Below are 18,155 nucleotides of genomic sequence, written 5' to 3'. Positions count from 1 at the left end.
TGAAGTCTTAACTCCTAACTCCTAACTCCTAACTTTCAACCTTTTTAACTGGCTGTAATAAGTCCCCAAATAAACCTTGTCACAATTACAGAAAATGTAACTAAACTGATAGCAAGTAATAATAATATAGCCAAAAGTACAAATACAAACCAAGTATCTGCTCTTTTCTTTTGGCTGGGAAATTTTAAATGTTCTTCTAATAATTGAATATTATGGACGTTGGATTTCCACGCAAAATCAAAGAAGTCCCCTAAAACAGGTATTACACCAATTAAGGCATCAAGTATAATATTGACCGTCATTCTACCTAAAGTTGCTTTTGAAGCACCCAATCGTGCGGCTTCTAAAACAATATAGGCTGAAAGCAAAACGCCGATAAAATCACCACCTACGGGTAACAATCCTAAAATTGGATCTAAACCTACACCGATTCCGGTTCCGGGGATAGTAATCGCTTTATCTAAAATGCGACTAAAAGTTCGCAGACGCTTTAAAGTTGGTGCTTTGGTATCGGGATTAAGAGAATAAAATTGAGAGGGTGGCAAAGACATGGGAGAAATAACTTTTATATAATGAAATCGCAGCTGCTATTACTGTTATAATTGAATATTAGACTATCTTGCAGTAAATATGTAGTTTGAAATACTAATCAATTTCTGTAACAGAATTTGGGTACATACTTTCACCTACGGTAACGTTTAATTGATTGCCTATTAGTATTACCGCAGCAGTCATGTAAAGCCATAGCATAAGTACAATAACAGTACCGATAGTTCCATATGCTTTATTGTAATTGCCAAAATTCGCTACATAAATTCGGAATAAATTTGATACAAATGCCCAGCAAATAGCCGCAAATAAAGCCCCTGGCATAATTGGGGTGCCTCTTTTCCAATAACTAGGACCATAACGATAAATAAAACCGAAAGCAGAAGCTACAATTACTAATGCTAAAGGAATACGCATCAAGTTCCATAAGTAAGTCAGAAAATTTAAGTAACCAGCAGAATTATCAACTATAAAGTTCAAAAGTTCTCCACTGATAAATACTAAAAGGCAAGCTATTAGTAAGAGGATAATAGTACCAACTGTTAATCCTAAAGATACTAGTTTTGCTTTCCAAAATGGGCGTATTTTATCTGGAGATGTTTGTTGAATTCTGTCTAAAGCAGCCATTGCCGTACTAATTGCACCCGAAGAAGTCCACAAGGCAGCCACAAAGCTTACAGAAAACAAACCGCCATTTTTTGAATTAGCAATTTCATTACTAGCAAATTCAGCAATTAAATTTAAAGCATCTTCAGGTGCAACTTTACTCAGTAATTGTGCTAATTCGTTAAAAATGTTTTGCAAACCTTCTTCAAACAAGCCGATTGCCGTCAAAATGGCAAGAATAGCCGGAAATAAAGATAGCATGGCATTATAGGCAATTTCCGAAGATAAACCTAAAAGTCTGCGTTTACCTACATTCCCAACGATTTGTTTAATAGTTTTAAAATTCAGGTGACGAAAGAATTTCAAAAATCGAGGTTTTATCATGTCAATCATCAATTATCAATTATCAATGATCAATTATCACCTGTCGAGTGCGGTTTAGAAAGGGGATGGGGGGATGGGGAGACAAGGGGAAATTAACTGCTCACTGGTTATTGCTCACTGGTTACTGTCAAAATCGCATTTGCTTGGGATTCTTCGCCGAGTTGTTCTATTATGCGTTTTTGATCGATTTTCCATTTTAATTCAAGGTATTCTTTAATTACTTTTGCACGGGTTTTACTGGTTTCTAGGGCTTCTTCTTGTTTTTGATTGGCAATTATTTTTAACCTTAAAGCTGGTTGTTGTTGCAATATAGAAACAATATTATCTAAAGTTTGTAGGCTTTGGGGTGTAAGTATTATTGATTTGTCTTGAAAGTCAATTTTTCCGGGAGTTACAGCAATTCTCTTCATGCTGACTTTTGTTGATGGGTAATTCAGTCTTTGTCTAATTTCGTTTGCAAGTAAAACTTGAGCGTCTTTATCAATATCGCGATCGCTTAAATATATTATGCGAATAGCCATAGGTTTATTCGGACTGTTTATTACCTCGTAATCGATCGTTTTTGCAGGTGGTGGAAGCTTTAAATTAAGTAAAGCCGATTTGACTTCTTGTAAGAAATTGGCTTGTAATTCGGCAACGGTAATAATTGGTTCTGGAGGTTCTTCTTCAGGTATTGCGGTCAAAATTTTGCTTTGTGCTGTAGGGATTTCAATTAAATTTAAAGATACTAATTCTGAAGGCTTATTTAAACGTTTAGCTAGCAGTTCGACAAAGTAATTTTGTTCTCCCGGCGTATATAATTCGCTAGTGAAAATTTGAAGCTGAACCTTCAACTTTTGATTGAGTTCGCGAGTTGATACTTGACTAATAAAAGAACGCGGTTTGCCGTTAGGTGAACTGGCAAATTCTTCTAGCCAAATACTTCTCACTGCCGAATTAATATTATTTTCTTGCTGTTTAATAACTATTTCTTGTCTGAGTCGGATAAATGATTTATAAAGCGGAATTAAAATAGTCAAGATAGTAAATACAATTAATATAAACCTACCGGGAAGACTACCAAATTTTTTGAGATGCTTTGATTGGGGGAATATTTCTAAAATATTTTTAACCCAGACAGTTTCTCTGTATTTTCTGCGCCATTCTCTTATTTTTTGTTTTGTTCTAACGCTATCAATATGTAAAGCCAGAAAAACAGTCATTGCGGTAAAAGTAATTGCTACCAAATTGGTGAAAAACAACAATCCACCACCACTAGCAACCCGTAATCCATTAACCATATTTACGCTGAGTGCAATACCAAACCCGTAGCCCACAACACATAAAGGCGGCATCAAAGCAACTGCGATCGCAACCCCAGGAATAGAAGTCGCAACCCCCTTCGGCTTCTTACAAACTGCCAGGGAACCCACAGCACCAGAAAATAATGCGACTACCAAATCCAGAATATTTGGTTGAGTACGCGCTAAAATCTCCGGTGTCATTTCCTTAAAAGGCAGCACCGAAACCAAAAACACCGCAAATAAAATAGCAACCAAACAAGAAAGCGCCAGTTTGATAATTGCCCGCAGAGCCAAAATCACATCACCAGCAGCCAAAGCCAAACCGTTACCCAAAATACTCCCCATCAAAGGAGAAATCAGCATCGCTCCAATAATCACCGCAGGGCTATTAAGCACCAACCCCACAGTGGCAATACCAGCAGCAAAAATCACCTCAATCCAATAGCTAACATCTCTAAGGCTTACAGAATCGCATATATCCAGATAAACCTCTTCCTTGCGAGCAGCATCGATATTCAAATTATCCGAAAGCCAATCTCGAAGCTTACCAACCGTTTGATGTTCTTTATCTTGCTGATTCATATCTTAATATGGGAATTGGGCATGGGGAGAGGGGGAAGAGGGGGAGACAAGGAGTGAGTAACGAGTAACGAGTAATGAGCAATGAGTCGGAATGGAAGATTGAGCAGCACACATAAAAAGAAAATATTGTTGCTAAGTAACGAGTAACTCTTAACTTGCTACTCCTAACTCCTAACTGTTAAGTGTTAAGTGTTAACTGCTCACTGTTAACTGATTACTGCTTATACTAACGCCAAATTATCGTAAATATATAGTGGTGCGATACTAAGCACCGTTGGCAATAAAATTTCTAAGAAGAATAAAAAAGATACAAGTATTTTTCTATGAGTGAAGATTTAACTAAGCAATGGTTGACGGAAATTCAATCGATGAAACAGCAGATAGCCCAGCTTAAAGCCGAACAGGTTGCTAATTGGGAAAGTGCAGAGAAATGGCGTAAACTTTATAACACTGAAGCCGAACAACGCCGTACTGATGCTCAACTTTTTCGCCAGACTGTTGCTTCATTAAAAGCAGAAATTCAACAATTACAAGGTATAGAAGATGCCACACTTCCTGATAGCGATACAGCAATAGCCATTCAGCAAGAAGTAGCTCAACTTTCTTCCTTAGAAGAATTGAAAACCAAATTAACCGCTTCTATGAAAGAGCGCGATCGCCTTTTACAAGCTTTGAAAACCGAACAAGATAAACATTCCCAAACCCGTCAAAGTCTAACCACTGCACTAGGTGATGCCATCGATGGTTTCAAAAAGCAGAAAACAAGTAACAGTGAGCAGTGAGCAGTTAGGAGTTAAAAGTTAATTTCCCAATTACCAACTTTAATCAATTGCTTCGAGGATTTTGTCAAATTGGAAGTTTTCGGCGAAGTATCTCATGGTTTTTGTTAGTTGGGGATTTTCTGGGGGATTTTCTTCTAATAGCTCAAATATAAGGTTGTCGCTGCATTGGGCTGCTGCTTGTCGTATTTCTGCTATCCATTCAGGGGACATTGGAGATAATAATTTACGCAAGTTGGCTGTTGATGTGGTGTTTGGCTGTTGGAGACTCGGGTTTTCTTTTTGATATGAATATTGCACTCCCAGGTATTGATTTAATTTTTCTAATAATTTTTCTTTGGGAAATGGTTTGTTGATTAAATCGTCGCAACCAGCTGCAATAATTTCATCTCTTTGTTCTTCAAATGCGCTTGCGGTTAGGGCAATTACTACTGTTTTAGTGAGAGTTGAATTATTAGATGCTGTTTCTTGCTGTTTGGTTTTGATAATTTTGGTGGCTTGATATCCATCCATGATTGGCATTCGCATATCCATTAGTATTAAATGGGGTTCCCATTCTTCCCATTTGGTTATTGCTTGTAAGCCATTGGCAGCTTCGTTAGTACTAAATCCAAGTTGAGAAAGCATTTTTACTAGTAGCAAACGACTTTCGGGACGGTCATCAACTACCAAAATGCGATATTTTATTTGAGATGCTGCTAAACCAATAACTTGGCGGCTAGTTTTATCAATTTCGGTTTTTTGCGAGGAAGCAAGACTTACTTGAATGTCAAAAGTAAATTTGGAACCGACTTCGGGGGTACTTTCAACTGTAATGTCTCCTCCCATTAGCTGCACGTACTTACGGCTGATTGCTAAACCCAATCCAGTTCCCTGCTGCGATTTTCTCCCCGCAGAAGTTTGTCTAAAAGCTTCAAATAATAATCCAATTTCTTCGGGGGAAATGCCAATTCCCGTGTCGGTGATTTCAAAGATTAAATGAATGGGGGTAGAGGGGGTAGAAAAAGAATTAATATTCTCAATATTCCCCTTGTCTCCTTGTCTCCCCATCTCCCCATCCCCCCATTCCCCCATCTCCCCATCTCCCCATTCCCCCATCTCTTCCCCAACTCTGACGCTCAACTCCACGCTACCTTGTTTGGTAAATTTAATCGCGTTTCCTATGAGGTTGATTAAAACTTGACGCAGTTTGCTAGCGTCGCTTTTGATGTAGCGGGGAATTTCTGCTGTTTTGCGAAATCTAAGCTGCAATCCTTTGCTAGAAGCTCGGAAGCGTAACATTTCTTGTAGGTTATCTAAGAGTTTGTGTAAGTCGAATTCGGTAATACTTAATGATGTTCTACCTGCTTCGATTTTGGACATTTCGAGAATGTCGTTGATTAAGTTGAGTAAATGTTCGCCAGCACGGTTAATTATGGCGAATGTGTTTTGATGTTCGTTATTTATGTTGGAATCTTGGCTCATTAGTTGACTAAAACCTAAAATTGCATTCAGAGGAGTTCGCAATTCGTGGCTCATGTTTGTCAAAAACTCGCTTTTGGCGCGGTTTGCTGCGTCTGCGGCGATGACGGCTTGCTGTAGGGCAACTGATTGCTGTTGAGTTTGTGAAAGTAGCTGTACCTGTTGCAGTGCAACTCCCAACTGATTACCGATTTGGATTGCAATGCTAATTTCTCCAGTTTTCCATTCACGGGGTGCGGAATTTTGATAGCTTGTCAGCAATCCCCAAAGTTGATTTCCGCAGAATATAGGAACAGTTATGTAAGCTTTGGCTTGAAACTTTTCTAATAAGTTGACGTAATACTCGTTAAATCCAGCTTGGTAAATGTCGGAAACACAGATAAAACTTTCTCCAATGTTGTAGCTATCTTCTGGGTTTTCTGGTAAATATGTATCGCTTACTTGGTTTAAATTACTGTTGAGATTGCGGATTATAGATCCGTCTTCTTCTAAAACAACGTTTTGGAAATCTGTATTATCTTCTTCTGGGGACATTACCGATCGCCAATCATCTGCTACCGATTCAGCAACGAAACTACCGCAATCATCTGCATCTAAGCGATAAATCACAACGCGATCGCAGTTAAAACAAAAGCGCAATTCTTCAGTGGTGGTGGCGAAAATTTGCTCTATATCTAAGGTTTGCCGCATTCTTTGTAGAGTAGTAGCGATCGCTCTTTCTCTTTCGGCAGTTTCTTGTAAGGTTTGTTGGGCAAGTTTGATATCGGTAATATCGGTAACGGTGGCGATATAGCCTTTAAATTCACCGTTTTCGTCAATTTCGGGTAATGCTTGAACTTTAACCCAAACAATTCTACCATCGGGACGTAGAAAACGATGGTCGCTATCAAAGGGTCTTTTTACTTTTACCGCTTGTTTCCATGCTTTTACAACTTGTTCGCGATCTTCTGGATGTAATACTTTTATCCAACCTTCTCCCAGTGATTCTTCTGTGGAGAATCTGGTGATTTCGCTCCAATGCTGGTTAAAGTAAATACACGAACCATCGGCATCAATGTTGATAATTGCAACCGGGCAGGCTTCAGCTAAAGTTTGATACCGTCGCTGAGAGAGTTGTAAATTTAATTCTGCTTTTTTGCGTTCGTTGATATCTGCCCAGTAACCTACATATTCTAAAGGTTCGCCGTAAGAATTGCGTATCAGTCGGATTTGTTCTTGAAACCAATGATAGGTACCATCTCCGTGCAAAAAGCGATATTCACAAGTAGCATATTCTCGATCTAAAGCTTGCGACAGGTGCTCTATTAGTTTGGGTAAATCTTCTCGATGCACCTTATACTGCCAAAAACCGGGTTTTGATAAAAATTGTTCTGCTTGATAACCGACTATTTCACCAGCGTTTTGGCTGACAAATGTATGATCGAAATTTCCCGAAGCTAAGCGGCTAAAAATAACTGCTGGAGAGGAAGTTAGTAAATATTGCAAGCGTTCGGTTGCTAAACGCATTTGTTTTTCCGCATATTTACGGTTGCTGATATCTTCAATTACTCCGATGACATATTTAACTTCTCCGGAAGGTTTGCGTACTGCTGATGCTGTCAAATTTGTCCAAATCTTCTGGTTATTTTTTTTGTTAAAGGCTTTCTCTATTGCGAATACATCAATTTGATTGTCAACAAGCTGTTGATGACAATCGAGATATTCTGCCATAGAATCCGAGTGAGTAATTTCGGCACATTTGATTTTTAATAGTTGCGATTTGGAATAGCCAACAATTTTACAAAATTGCTCGTTGACGTTGATAAACTTACCTTCTGGGGAGACTTGAGCAATTCCTACCGCAGCATTTTCAAAAATGGCGCGGAATGCTTCTTCTCTTTCCCGTAAAGCTGTTTCGGCGCGTTTGAGAGCGGTGATTTCGATGACTACGCTTCCTATTCCTACGGGGATGTTATCTTCACCGGGGATGGGAAAGTAAGAAACTAGAAAATCGCGCATCACACCAGGTTGACTAATTAAATCAGCGCTGGTTTCGAGATTGAGAATAGGTTGATTGGTTGCTAAAACTTGTTGATAAATTGGTTCTACGATAGGAGCTATTTGAGGTAAAATATCTCGAACGGTTTTACCAAGATGTTCTTCTACCGATACACCGTTAATTTCAGCAAGTAATTTATTGATTTGGATAAATCTTAGCTGCCTATCTACAATATTTAATCCTACCGGGGCACTGCTAAAAAAAGCATTAAAACGAGCTTCCCTTAAAGCTACTTCCCTTTCCAAGTTTTTACGCTCAGTGATATCGCGCCCTTCGACAATTAACAACACTACTCGATTATTTTCATCAAATATTGGTTTGATAGAAGTGTCAATTGTCGATATAACGTTAGAAGAGGCGATAACTTCAACTTCCGAACGAATAAATTCACCGTTCGAGGCTCGCTCAATTATTGCTTTTAATTTCTCTTGACTAGAGCAAATCTTGTTTCCTAAAGATTCCCACAAGGGTTTTTCAACAACTTCGGTTTCTTCTACACGAAAAAAAATCAGAGCAGTTTGATTGAGCGAGATAGTTTTGCCATTCGGTTGTAGCAGAGCAGTCAATCCAAAACTAGAATTAAAAATTGCCCGAAAACGTCTTTCGCTTTCCTGTAAAATATATTGAGCTTGCTTGCGTTCGGTAATATCTTTATAAGTACCAGTCATTCGTAACGGCGCTCCAGCAGAATCGCGTTCATTAATTTTTCCGCTACATAGAATCCATTTCCAATCTTGATTTTTACAGCGCATCCGAAATTCTACTTGATAAATCGGACTTTTTCCTTGTAAATATGCTTTTAACTCTTGCTCGATAAACTGCCAATCTTGAGGATGTATCAGTCGTGCTGAAGTTTCAGCATCTGAGCCAAGTTCTGTATCTTCATAGCCGAGCATCTTCTCCCAACCCGAATCGCGGTAAACTTGGGAATCCGGAATATTCCAATCCCATAATCCTAAATCGCTGGCTTTTACTGCTAACTGCAATCTTTCTTCGCTGTATCTACGAGCAGTTTCCGCTTGTTTGCGTTTAATTAATCCCCCCAACTGTGCCGCTACAGCACCCACTAATTCCAGTAAACGTTTATCCCGACTTTTAGTAGTGGATTTGGCAATTATCAAAACAGCTAAAACTTCGCCTTGATTCAAAATCGGAACCGCAAAACAACTTTTAAAACCTGCTTTCAAAGCTTTATCTTTACGTCTAAACTTCGTCTGCGAAATTCGAGAAATATCTTCTATCCAATACGGTTGTTTGCTTTCCCAGACAATTCCGGGTAATCCCATTTTTTTTCTAAAGCTTATGGTTCCGTTGTGATTAAAAAACCCATCTAATCTATTTTGATCGCCATACCAACCCTGACAATATTCCAACACCTTACCATCGCTACTGGGAACCCATACTTCGCCAAATTCCCAATTAATATGACTGCAAATTAACCGCAGAATCAAACTAAAAGCGCTATCTATATTAACTGCTTTACTAATAGCTTGAGTTGCTTGCAATAACAAACCAGTTTCCAATGATGCCTGCTTAAGTTCGGTTATATCCCGTGCAGTTGCCAAAACATATTGAATACCATCGATTTCGATTAATTCCGCACTCAACAGCGTGGTTCTAACTTCTCCCCCAGCAGCGTTAAAATCTACTTCTAGGTTGCGGATTGCGCCTTGATAAGCTAAAAGTTCATTTAAACCATAATTTTCCTGTAAATCTTGCCAAATTCCTAAATCTTGTACGCTAGTTCCAACTACTTGCTCTCGGGTATAACCGAAAAACGTACAAAAGCTATCGTTAACTTCTATATATTTATTCTCAGGGAAAGTACTTAGAGAAATCGGATCGGGACTCGAACGAAAAGCAGCAGCCAACTTCTGCTCGCTCCAACGTCTTGCGGCTTCCGCTTCTTGTCGCGAGCGGGCTTCTAACGTCAAGGAAATTAAGTTAGCATTAGCACGTCCAAAATTGAGGTCTTCTTGCGTCCAATAATGCAATTTTTCTACCGCTTCTATACATAACATTCCAGCGGTGATGCCCCCCAAACGCACGGGCACGCAGAATAAAGAAGTAATATTAAAAGGTTCGAGATAAGTATCCCTCAAATCTTGAGTTCTCAGATCGAGAAGAGGATTATTAGTAGCAATAATTTCATCGGCATTCAAAGCTTCAAAGAAAACCGGATAATCTGCAATCTCGATGGAAATTCCTTCAGTGTGGCGATTAAGACTCCACTCGTATAAATTAACGCAGCGCATTACCGAAGCATTTTTCTCATACAGCCAAACGCTGGCTCGCTCTACCTTAACATTCCTCGCAGCAACTTTAGTTATCCTTTGTAAAGCCAGTGTCAAATCGCCATTATAAATCGCCGGATTTTTAGCTAATTGGGTTAATGCCAAGTTGTTTTTGCGTAACTTATAAGCACTTGTTAACAATGATTGGCGCACTTTTTTTCTTTCGGTAATATCATGTAAGGTGCTGATTACTTTAGTTACGTTACCTTCATCATCGTACAAAGGCATAGAACTATAAAGCAGATCGACAGAATTACCGCTTTTATTCAAATAAGTTGTTTCCCTTTCAAGAATCGGTTCGCCATTTATAATTTGTTCAAAAACCGACGATTCCCTGAGAATCAGCGAAGGCAATACAAAATTAGTGAAAAGATGATTAATTAATTCATTCGGCTCGTACCCCAAAACCTTCTTCACCGCCGAATTGACAAAAGTAATACATCCGTTCGTATCCGTTGACCAAATAATATCTTGAGATGTCTCAACTAACAATCGATATTGACTTTCACTTTTCTTTAAAGCAGCTTCTGCTTCCAAACGATGGTTAACTTCTTCTTCGAGACTTCTGCGTGCCAGACTTTCTTGTTTTAATAAATTAGCTTGAGCCAAAGCAATTCCCAACTGTGCCGCAATAGATTCGAGAAATTCTACTTCACCAGATTTCCATCGCCGCTGTAAATTAGCTTGATGCAAACAAATTATGCCGTTTGCTTTGCCTTTATAAGAAGTTCGGATTGTCAGCATCGATTTAACACCGACTTCGCGACATTTAGCAATACGATCTTTTAACAAGGGTTGTTGTTCTACATCATCAGTAACCACAGCCTTGTCTTGACTTAGCACCTCCTTGAAATAGGGATTATCCGCAGAGGGATTCTTCGGTGTAATAATTTGGCTATAGCCAGGAGCAAGATATTCTGCTTGAATAGTAATTTGAGCAACTGGCGAAGATGTGTAGCTAAAAACCGCTCCCCGACTGACATTCAAAGCCAAACCTATTTGTTGAATTGCAGTATTTAATATTGAATTCGCGTCAAATTCCGCACGAATATTATCAGAAATTTCCTTTAATAATTGACTTTTATCAAGTTCTTTTTGCAGCTTCACCTCAGCTTGCAAACGTTTTTTTGCTGAAGAGATAGCAGAAGCAGCAGCTTGCAAAAATGCGATTTCCGACTCTTCCCAAATTATGGCTTCACGATTTTCAAAACGAATAAACCCGACAAAATCATTTTTAACTACAATTGGTAAAATCAAAATTGCTTGAATACCGTTTTGTTCGAGTATTAAACGTTCTTCTTCAGGTAAATCTGCAACCAAACTAGAGATAATATCACCCTTAAAAAGTAAATCTTGCCAGCGTGGAAAAAGCTGCTCGCAACAATTATTTTTATTGTTATCTATATTGACATTATAATTACACCATTTAATAGCAAAAGAGTGATTTTCAACAAAGCATACAGAAGTCGCACCAGAAGCAATCCTCAAGCTTTCGGTAATCTGAGAATAACAATTGGTACTACCATCAAAACCTAGTAAAATGCGCTGAATTTCCACCAAAGCAGTCAAATAACCTTCGCGAGACTTATATTGTTGATTGCGGATATTTAATTCAGATGCAAAATTTTGTAGTTTCTGGTTTTGTTTTTTCAACTTTGTTTGTAATTTTTGAATAGTGAGTTGATTTTCAACCCTAGCTAACACTTCTTCAGCCTGTAAAGTACTTGTTACCTGAATTTCTCCTCCCATCATTTGTACAAACTTACGGGTAATTGCCAACCCTAAGCCAGTTCCTTGCAAAGATTTTCGTCCCGCATCAGTCTGTGTAAATGCATCAAATAAGTTATCCAATTCATCGGGAGAAATACCACACCCAGTATCTTCTACTTGAAACAAAAGCCGATAAGAATCAGAAATATTGCTCTTGTTTTCCGCTTCATCCATAAAACTGACTCGTAACGTGATGCTTCCTTGAAAGGCAAATTTAATTGCATTGCCAATCAGATTGCTCAAACAACTGTGTAATTTTTTGGCATCGGTATAAATATATTGAGGAACATTAGACGCGACAATAATATTGAACTGAATTTTTTTACTTTCTAAGTTAATTTGAAATATTTCTTTAATATTTTCCAGCAAGAAATATAAATCAAACCTTTTTTCTTCTAACTCAACAGCGCCTGCTTCAATTTTAGAGAGTTCTAAAATATCATTAATTAATTCAAGTAAATGATTACCGCTACGGTGAATAATATTGAGATTTTCTTGCTGCTCGGCATTTAACAAAGAGTCATGACTCATTAATTTAGAAAAACCGATAATTGTATTTAAAGGAGTTCGTAATTCATGGCTCATACTAGCCAAGAAATCACTTTTAGCTTGAGATGCTGAAATTGCTGCTATTTCGGCTTTACGTCGTTCTAGAATTTCACGCTGGAGCAGTTGATTTTGTGCTTTTATTTGCCGGGAAAGTCTTAGAACAGTTAATTGATGCTTGACTCTTGCTAATACTTCCTCAACTTGAAATGGCTTGGTTATATAATCTGCACCGCCTACTTCAAAAGCCTGAACTTTCTCGCAAACATTATGCAAAGCACTTAAAAAAATTATCGGAATATCACCACTATGTTTAGATTCTTTAAGCAGTTTACAAATTTCATAACCATCAATATCCGGCATTTTAATATCTAACAAAATTAAATCCGGTGGAGTTAACTGTACAACCGTAAAAGCCATTGAGCCAGAAGTTACTGACTGCACCGTGTATCCTTCTTCAGATAAAGTAGTCGATAGAATTTTAAGATTTTCTAAATTATCATCAACTATTAGAATATTTTCTTCACCTACTTGTCTGCGCGAATCACTTTTCATTACTGACATTGCAAAAAGCCAACATTTGATATAGCTTTCTACGCTACCAGCCTAAATCACCACGCGACAGTGACGGGTATCACCGTGGAGTGAAAATTATTAGATGGGGGGATGGGGAGACAAGGGGACAAGGGGACAAGGGGAGAAGATGAAACTAATTCACTACTCTCTACTTGCTACTCTCTACGATGCTTAGTGAGGGTAAAGTCGTTGGACTCCCTTTGAGCTAAGAATCCCCTTCCATTTATGGATGGGGAGTGTCAATCCTAACTGTATGTCCCTTTCGGGACACGCTCCGCTAACGCTAACACTGCTCACTGTTCACTGCTGCATTACTTAACCGATCGATAACATTTCATCAAGCAGACTTTGCGGATGCGCTCTCCCATACAAAACCGTCATTATTAAGATGACGGCTAAAAGGAGCAAACAATGGAAATAAAGTCAACTAACCCAACAACATCTCCTGCAAACGTTCCCTCTGGCTACTTAAACATTATGGGTTACGTTGATGAGTCAGAAGTAAATGGCCCAGGAAGTCGGGCTGTTATCTGGGTACAAGGTTGTAAGCGAGAATGTGGGGGGTGTTTCAATACAGATTCTTGGTCATTTGAAATCAATCAACTTGAATCGGTTGATTCCCTCGCTGAAAAAATCTTGAGTAAGCCGGGTAATACAGGTGTCACTTTTTCGGGAGGAGAACCATTTTGGCAAGCAACCGAGTTAGCGTCTTTAGCACGTAAAGTTAAAGCTTCTGGACTAAACGTGATGGCTTTTAGCGGCTTCACTTTAGAAAATTTGCAGTCAGAAAAAGCACCAGCAGGTTCTCAAGAATTATTAGAACAGCTAGATATTTTAATTGATGGCCCTTTTATAGAATCTTTAGCAATCAACTCCCCTAATTCACCCGTTTCATCCAGCAATCAGCGGGTGCGTATATTTAATCCAGACTTTGAAGACAAAATTACCTGGGCTAGCGATCAAATTGAAATTCACGTATTTAAAGATGGTAGTCGCTTAGTTACTGGCTATAAAGGTTGGTATGAAGAATAGGGATTGACACTCCCCACGGCTATAAGCCGGGGGATTCTTGCTTCGCAGGGATTCCAATGAATTTACCCTCAGCAAGCATCTTGACCGTGTGTCCCACGGCTGCAAGTCCACGAATCGCGACTACTTGAGCGGCTGCAACATCTCTATCGGTTGTATAGCCGCAATTTGAGCAAGCGTGAGTACGCTCTGAAAGTTCTTTTTTACCTGTCACAGTGCCGCAACTGGGACATATTTGGCTTGTTTTTCTCGCGTCTACCTTCTGAAAATAGACATCACGTTTAAAGCAAGTTTGCTCAAGGATATTGAAAAATTGACCGAATCCCGCATCAAGACAATGCTTGCTTAGCATCCCGCGAGATAGTCCAATTAAATTTAAGTCCTCAACAAACACCATCCCAGCGCCATTACAAATTTGATGAGACAGCTTTCGGTGACAGTCTTTGCGACAGTTAGCGACGTACTCATGTAATTTCGCTACTTTATGAAGTGCTTTTTTCCAGTTGTTCGAGCCGATCCTTTTTTTTGAGACGCGCTGTTGCAGTAATTTCAACTTGCTTTCGGCATCTAAAAAAAATCTCGGACGTTTGATTAAAAGACCGTTAGAAGTAGCGACAAAACTTGTTAGCCCAACATCGATTCCTACTGCTTCCCCGTGTGGCATCGGAGAAGGCGGATTAAGATCCCATTGGATAGTTAACATTACATACCACCCAGAAACTCTCTTTACCACACGCGCTTGCTTAATTACTCCCCCGTCTGGAATCTCTCTGGATTGCCTAAGTTTTATCTCTCCAATTATAGGCAATTTGATAAATCCATTTTGCAGCGGGTTTTTACCTAATTGTGGAAAAGAGAAAGACCGCATTCTTCCCCGCTTCTTGAATCTTGGGAACCCATGATTCCTTTCCCACATACTCACGCTCATGTTTCTCAAGCCGTCTTAATGTTTGTTGCAAAGATTGAGCGTTGACACGCTTTAAATACTCGCTTTCTTTACGTGCAACAGTTAAAGACTTGCATTGACTCGCAAATGTGGGACGAGGTGCATCCGCAGGAATGATATAGCAACTATGAAGGCTACAAGCATTTAACCGACAACTACGAGACTTGTACCAGTCCTTGCGTTCTGAAACAGCATAATTGTAAACTCGTCGATGAGTTTCCAGCCATTCTTCAAACATTACTATTTGGTTTTGAGTTGGCTTAAGCTTGAATTCGTAAGTCAGGTTAAACAATCGAGTTACCTCCCAACCGCATTATACATCATTGCTATCATTCGCTATGATGATTTTTAGGACTGCGACTGAAGTCGCAAGCGCACTACACCCCCATAGTTAGAAACTAGGGGCACTGTGCGCGTTTGCGGTAGGGAGTAGGGAGTAGGGCATGGGTAATTGGTAATTGGTAATTGGTAGTTGGGAGTGATATTTCTCCCCATCCCCCCATCCCCCCACCTAAACTTACAAAAAGCCCTGGAGGGATCTAAATGTCGGAAAACTTATTTTATCGTTGCGATCGCTTCATTCGTAGTGCCATTAACATAGCCTCTGAACAAAGGCTGGTATACGTTTGTGCTGCTCTCGGAATGGTTCAGATTTGATGACAAATTCTGTTTAAACCAATGGCTTGCTAAACGAGCAATCTCTTCTAATGCACCTGTTTCTTTAAATTGACGGCTTGCATTAGGGATAATTTTTAATTCTTTGTCAGATGCTTGAATTTGTTTAATTGTGTCTTCATTTGTGGCAATTGTGGGTAAATCGTTCTCACTCACAATCAATAAAGTAGGAGTTTGAACTTCGGATAAAACCTCATTTGTTAAACAGGTATTTCCGCTACAGGAAACTACAGCCCTTACTGCTGTGGGATTTTCTGCTGCTGCAAGTAAAGCCGCACCCGCACCCGTTTGCTCTCCAAAATAACCAATTTTCAGATGGGAGGTAAGAGAATAATTAAGCAGCCAGTTTGTTGCCCTAGTTAATCTTTTCGCAAGAAATTGAACGTTACTACTGCAATGTCTGCTGCGTAAATCAATTGCTTCTTCTTGAGGAGTTAATAAGTCAATTTGTACGGTAGCAACTCCGGCTGTTTTTCTTAATAAGTGAGCAAGGTAGCGATTACGAGTGCTGTAGCTACCAACCCCACTATTGTGTACAAATATAACCATTCCTTGGCAGTTTCGAGGTAAAACGATTTCTGCTTGCAAACGAATAGAATCAAGTTCGATTGAAACTATTTTTTCTTCAACGTAATTCAAAGCAGTGGAATTCATTTTGGTATCCTTTTTTTAAATGGTAATTATTTATTACTATTACCAATGTATACTGTCATTGCCCTGGTTCCGTAAATAATCGTATCTAAGGCATAACTAATTTGACAAGCGTTTTTTATTTTGTGTAATAGTACTGTGAACCAAACAGATTGCTTAAAATATGACCGGGGAGCAATATTTTACCTATTTAGCTAAAATTTTTCGCTTAATACTTAGTAACAATCGAAAACATCAAACAAGCTTTTAAGCCATATTTTTTACAAAATGTTAAGCTCATTTTAATAAAACTATTCCTATGCAAATCAATCAACAGTTGCATTCTGTGACACAATTTTTTGAACAGTTTTAGCAATAGCTCAGTGAAACTAAATTATTTCATTTATAGGCTAAAAATTTGAGGAAGTTGTGAGTATTAGTTGTTTTTTATTCTTTATTCAATTTTAATTACTGATAGTAATTATAAACAACTAGCTTAAGATATATACCGTAAGTATTAGATTGTACTTAGTCAGTAGATGATTCATAAGTAAAAGAATGTTGGGTTTCGGTTCAAATATAAATTATTCGCTCTGTTGCTATATTTGTTGTGAACCGCGAGCCGAATCTACAAATTAATTCTTAATTCCTAACTACTTCCTATTAGCCTTCAACACCTCTGCATATCGCTGTTCAACATCTTGCTTGTCTTCGTCGAAAGATAATCCTTGACGACTACCTTTTAAGATCAAATCTGCATGACGACGCAAGGCTTTTTTATCTGGGAAATTTTCTGTATATTCAGCAATTACCGCTATGGATTCTAATAAACGAATGGTAACTGCTGCATTGTTAGAGCAATTTTGACGAATTTGATTGAAAGCAACATCGGTTAAACCGGCAAACGTTACGGGATGAGCAATTACGCGGAGATTGTCAAAACCGTCGTAACGATAGGGGGAAGGGAAATTGGTTTGAGCTAAACGAGAAAGTCCCGCACTGAGGTGATCTATGCAGCGAATAGCGGTGAACGGATCGTTAAGGCTGGGAGATAAAGCCCGTAAAGATATTTCAACTAATTGATTGATCGGAAACTCTATATCTTGTTGTTCGGTACGTTCTCTACCTAAAATAAATGCGTTGTGAATTTGTTTTTGGATATCGTTAAAAGGTGTGGTGGAATTATCAGTTCCCATTGAAAATATCTTGACTAAATAACCTCCCTTAATTACAAATTTTCCAGGTCGAGTTAATATTTTTACCATCAAGTTATGTTTGCAAGCTATATCCATCAATTTATCGGTATCAATTGCTTGGACGTAACCTTTAGTTGAAGCTCTGATAGGAAAGGCTTCTCGATCAAAATCTTCCGGAATTAATGCTTCTGAATACTTATGCTCTGGTTCGGTATATCCGATTTTTTGGGGAAATAATCTTTCTATTGCCTCATCTAATTCTTGGCTAATTTGAGATATTACATAGGAAACTTGAATAATAGTTGATGCATGATGAATAAAGTAAATCAGCACTGCGGTACAAATTACGGCTAAAATAATTCCTACCGTTACCGAAAGATGCGGTACAAATTGATTTATATCTTCAGCGCTTCCATAGATAGCTCGCAATACTAATAAGGAATAAACAAAAGTGCTAATAAAAGTACCAAGTACTACTTTGTTTCCTACATCCTGCATGAAACTACGCAGAATTCTCGGTCCGAAATTTGAAGAAGCAAGCTGAAGTGCCACAATAGTGATGGAAAAAGCCGTTGCAGTAATGCCAATCGTCGAACCTGCAACCGACGAAAGTACACCACGGGCACCGTCGGCACTACCTGTATAAATCCAGCCCCATTTTTCAAGGGGGCCGTAGTAACCTAATCTATCTAATCTGAGTAAGCCAAACGCGATCGCAATTGCTCCAATCATCATCACTGCGGGTACAAACCAGTAGCTTGAATTAATGGAATCCCACAGTTTACCCAGTCTGATATTTTTCATTACTTAT

The 18,155-nt window shown here is 38.8% G+C and carries 10 protein-coding genes; 2 read left to right on the top strand and 8 right to left on the bottom strand.

What is annotated here, in order from left to right; genetic code table 11:
- Positions 1–44: 44 nt before the first annotated feature.
- From ACM03V_RS23450 to ACM03V_RS23440, 3 genes are all read right to left on the bottom strand, one after another.
- Positions 45–551 (bottom strand): DUF4112 domain-containing protein, encoded by a 507-nt coding sequence (locus ACM03V_RS23450; RefSeq protein ID WP_414623210.1) that lies wholly within the window; start codon positions 549–551, stop codon positions 45–47.
- 94 nt (positions 552–645) lie between these two features.
- Positions 646–1,539 carry a YihY/virulence factor BrkB family protein gene (locus tag ACM03V_RS23445; protein ID WP_414623209.1) on the bottom strand — a complete coding sequence of 298 codons (894 nt, stop codon included), beginning with the start codon at positions 1,537–1,539 and terminating at the stop codon, positions 646–648.
- A gap of 107 nt (positions 1,540–1,646) precedes the next feature.
- Complete coding sequence (locus ACM03V_RS23440) at positions 1,647–3,404, bottom strand: TIGR00341 family protein (protein WP_414623208.1); 1,758 nt, start codon at positions 3,402–3,404, stop codon at positions 1,647–1,649.
- 323 nt (positions 3,405–3,727) lie between these two features.
- Here ACM03V_RS23440 and ACM03V_RS23435 point away from each other — a divergent pair, with 323 nt between their 5' ends.
- On the top strand, positions 3,728–4,186 hold the full coding sequence (locus tag ACM03V_RS23435; RefSeq protein ID WP_414623207.1) for a hypothetical protein: 459 nt from the start codon (positions 3,728–3,730) through the stop codon (positions 4,184–4,186).
- Between the two features lie 39 nt (positions 4,187–4,225).
- On the opposite strand, the gene ACM03V_RS23430 is transcribed toward ACM03V_RS23435, so the two are convergent.
- Positions 4,226–12,847 (bottom strand): PAS domain S-box protein, encoded by an 8,622-nt coding sequence (locus ACM03V_RS23430; RefSeq protein ID WP_414623206.1) that lies wholly within the window; start codon positions 12,845–12,847, stop codon positions 4,226–4,228.
- 432 nt (positions 12,848–13,279) lie between these two features.
- On the opposite strand from ACM03V_RS23430, the gene ACM03V_RS23425 reads away from it, so the two are divergent.
- Entirely contained in the window at positions 13,280–13,900 is a 621-nt protein-coding gene (locus ACM03V_RS23425; protein ID WP_414623205.1) for a 4Fe-4S single cluster domain-containing protein, read from the top strand.
- Between the two features lie 19 nt (positions 13,901–13,919).
- On the opposite strand, the gene ACM03V_RS23420 is transcribed toward ACM03V_RS23425, so the two are convergent.
- The 4 genes from ACM03V_RS23420 to ACM03V_RS23405 form a co-directional block, all read right to left on the bottom strand.
- Positions 13,920–14,765, bottom strand: a complete 846-nt coding sequence (locus tag ACM03V_RS23420; RefSeq protein WP_414623204.1) for an RNA-guided endonuclease InsQ/TnpB family protein — start codon at positions 14,763–14,765, stop codon at positions 13,920–13,922.
- The gene (locus tag ACM03V_RS23415) at positions 14,734–15,135 is read right to left on the bottom strand and encodes a helix-turn-helix domain-containing protein (RefSeq protein ID WP_414623203.1); all 402 of its coding nucleotides are present in this window, start codon (positions 15,133–15,135) and stop codon (positions 14,734–14,736) included. The genes ACM03V_RS23420 and ACM03V_RS23415 overlap by 32 nt, the downstream gene beginning before the upstream one ends.
- A gap of 263 nt (positions 15,136–15,398) precedes the next feature.
- Positions 15,399–16,172: a dienelactone hydrolase family protein gene (locus ACM03V_RS23410; RefSeq protein WP_414623202.1), complete on the bottom strand. Its 774-nt coding sequence runs from the start codon at positions 16,170–16,172 to the stop codon at positions 15,399–15,401.
- A 629-nt stretch (positions 16,173–16,801) separates the two neighbouring features.
- On the bottom strand, positions 16,802–18,148 hold the full coding sequence (locus ACM03V_RS23405; protein WP_414623201.1) for a DUF2254 domain-containing protein: 1,347 nt from the start codon (positions 18,146–18,148) through the stop codon (positions 16,802–16,804).
- Positions 18,149–18,155: the final 7 nt, after the last annotated feature.

Origin of the sequence: Calothrix sp. CCY 0018 (assembly GCF_963920925.1) — a bacterium.
GTDB lineage: Bacteria > Cyanobacteriota > Cyanobacteriia > Cyanobacteriales > Nostocaceae > Rivularia.
Note: the sequence above shows the minus strand (reverse complement) of the source record. Positions and strands in the feature narration are given on the sequence as shown.

Bases quoted from the DNA above. Each gene is read 5' to 3' on its own strand.
- ACM03V_RS23405 (WP_414623201.1), bottom strand. From the start codon at position 18,148: ATGAAAAATATCAGACTGGGTAAACTGTGGGATTCCATTAATTCAAGC.
- ACM03V_RS23410 (WP_414623202.1), bottom strand. From the start codon at position 16,172: ATGAATTCCACTGCTTTGAATTACGTTGAAGAAAAAATAGTTTCAATC.
- ACM03V_RS23435 (WP_414623207.1), top strand. From the start codon at position 3,728: ATGAGTGAAGATTTAACTAAGCAATGGTTGACGGAAATTCAATCGATG.
- ACM03V_RS23450 (WP_414623210.1), bottom strand. From the start codon at position 551: ATGTCTTTGCCACCCTCTCAATTTTATTCTCTTAATCCCGATACCAAA.
- ACM03V_RS23430 (WP_414623206.1), bottom strand. From the start codon at position 12,847: ATGAAAAGTGATTCGCGCAGACAAGTAGGTGAAGAAAATATTCTAATA.
- ACM03V_RS23425 (WP_414623205.1), top strand. From the start codon at position 13,280: ATGGAAATAAAGTCAACTAACCCAACAACATCTCCTGCAAACGTTCCC.
- ACM03V_RS23440 (WP_414623208.1), bottom strand. From the start codon at position 3,404: ATGAATCAGCAAGATAAAGAACATCAAACGGTTGGTAAGCTTCGAGAT.
- ACM03V_RS23445 (WP_414623209.1), bottom strand. From the start codon at position 1,539: ATGATAAAACCTCGATTTTTGAAATTCTTTCGTCACCTGAATTTTAAA.
- ACM03V_RS23420 (WP_414623204.1), bottom strand. From the start codon at position 14,765: ATGCGGTCTTTCTCTTTTCCACAATTAGGTAAAAACCCGCTGCAAAAT.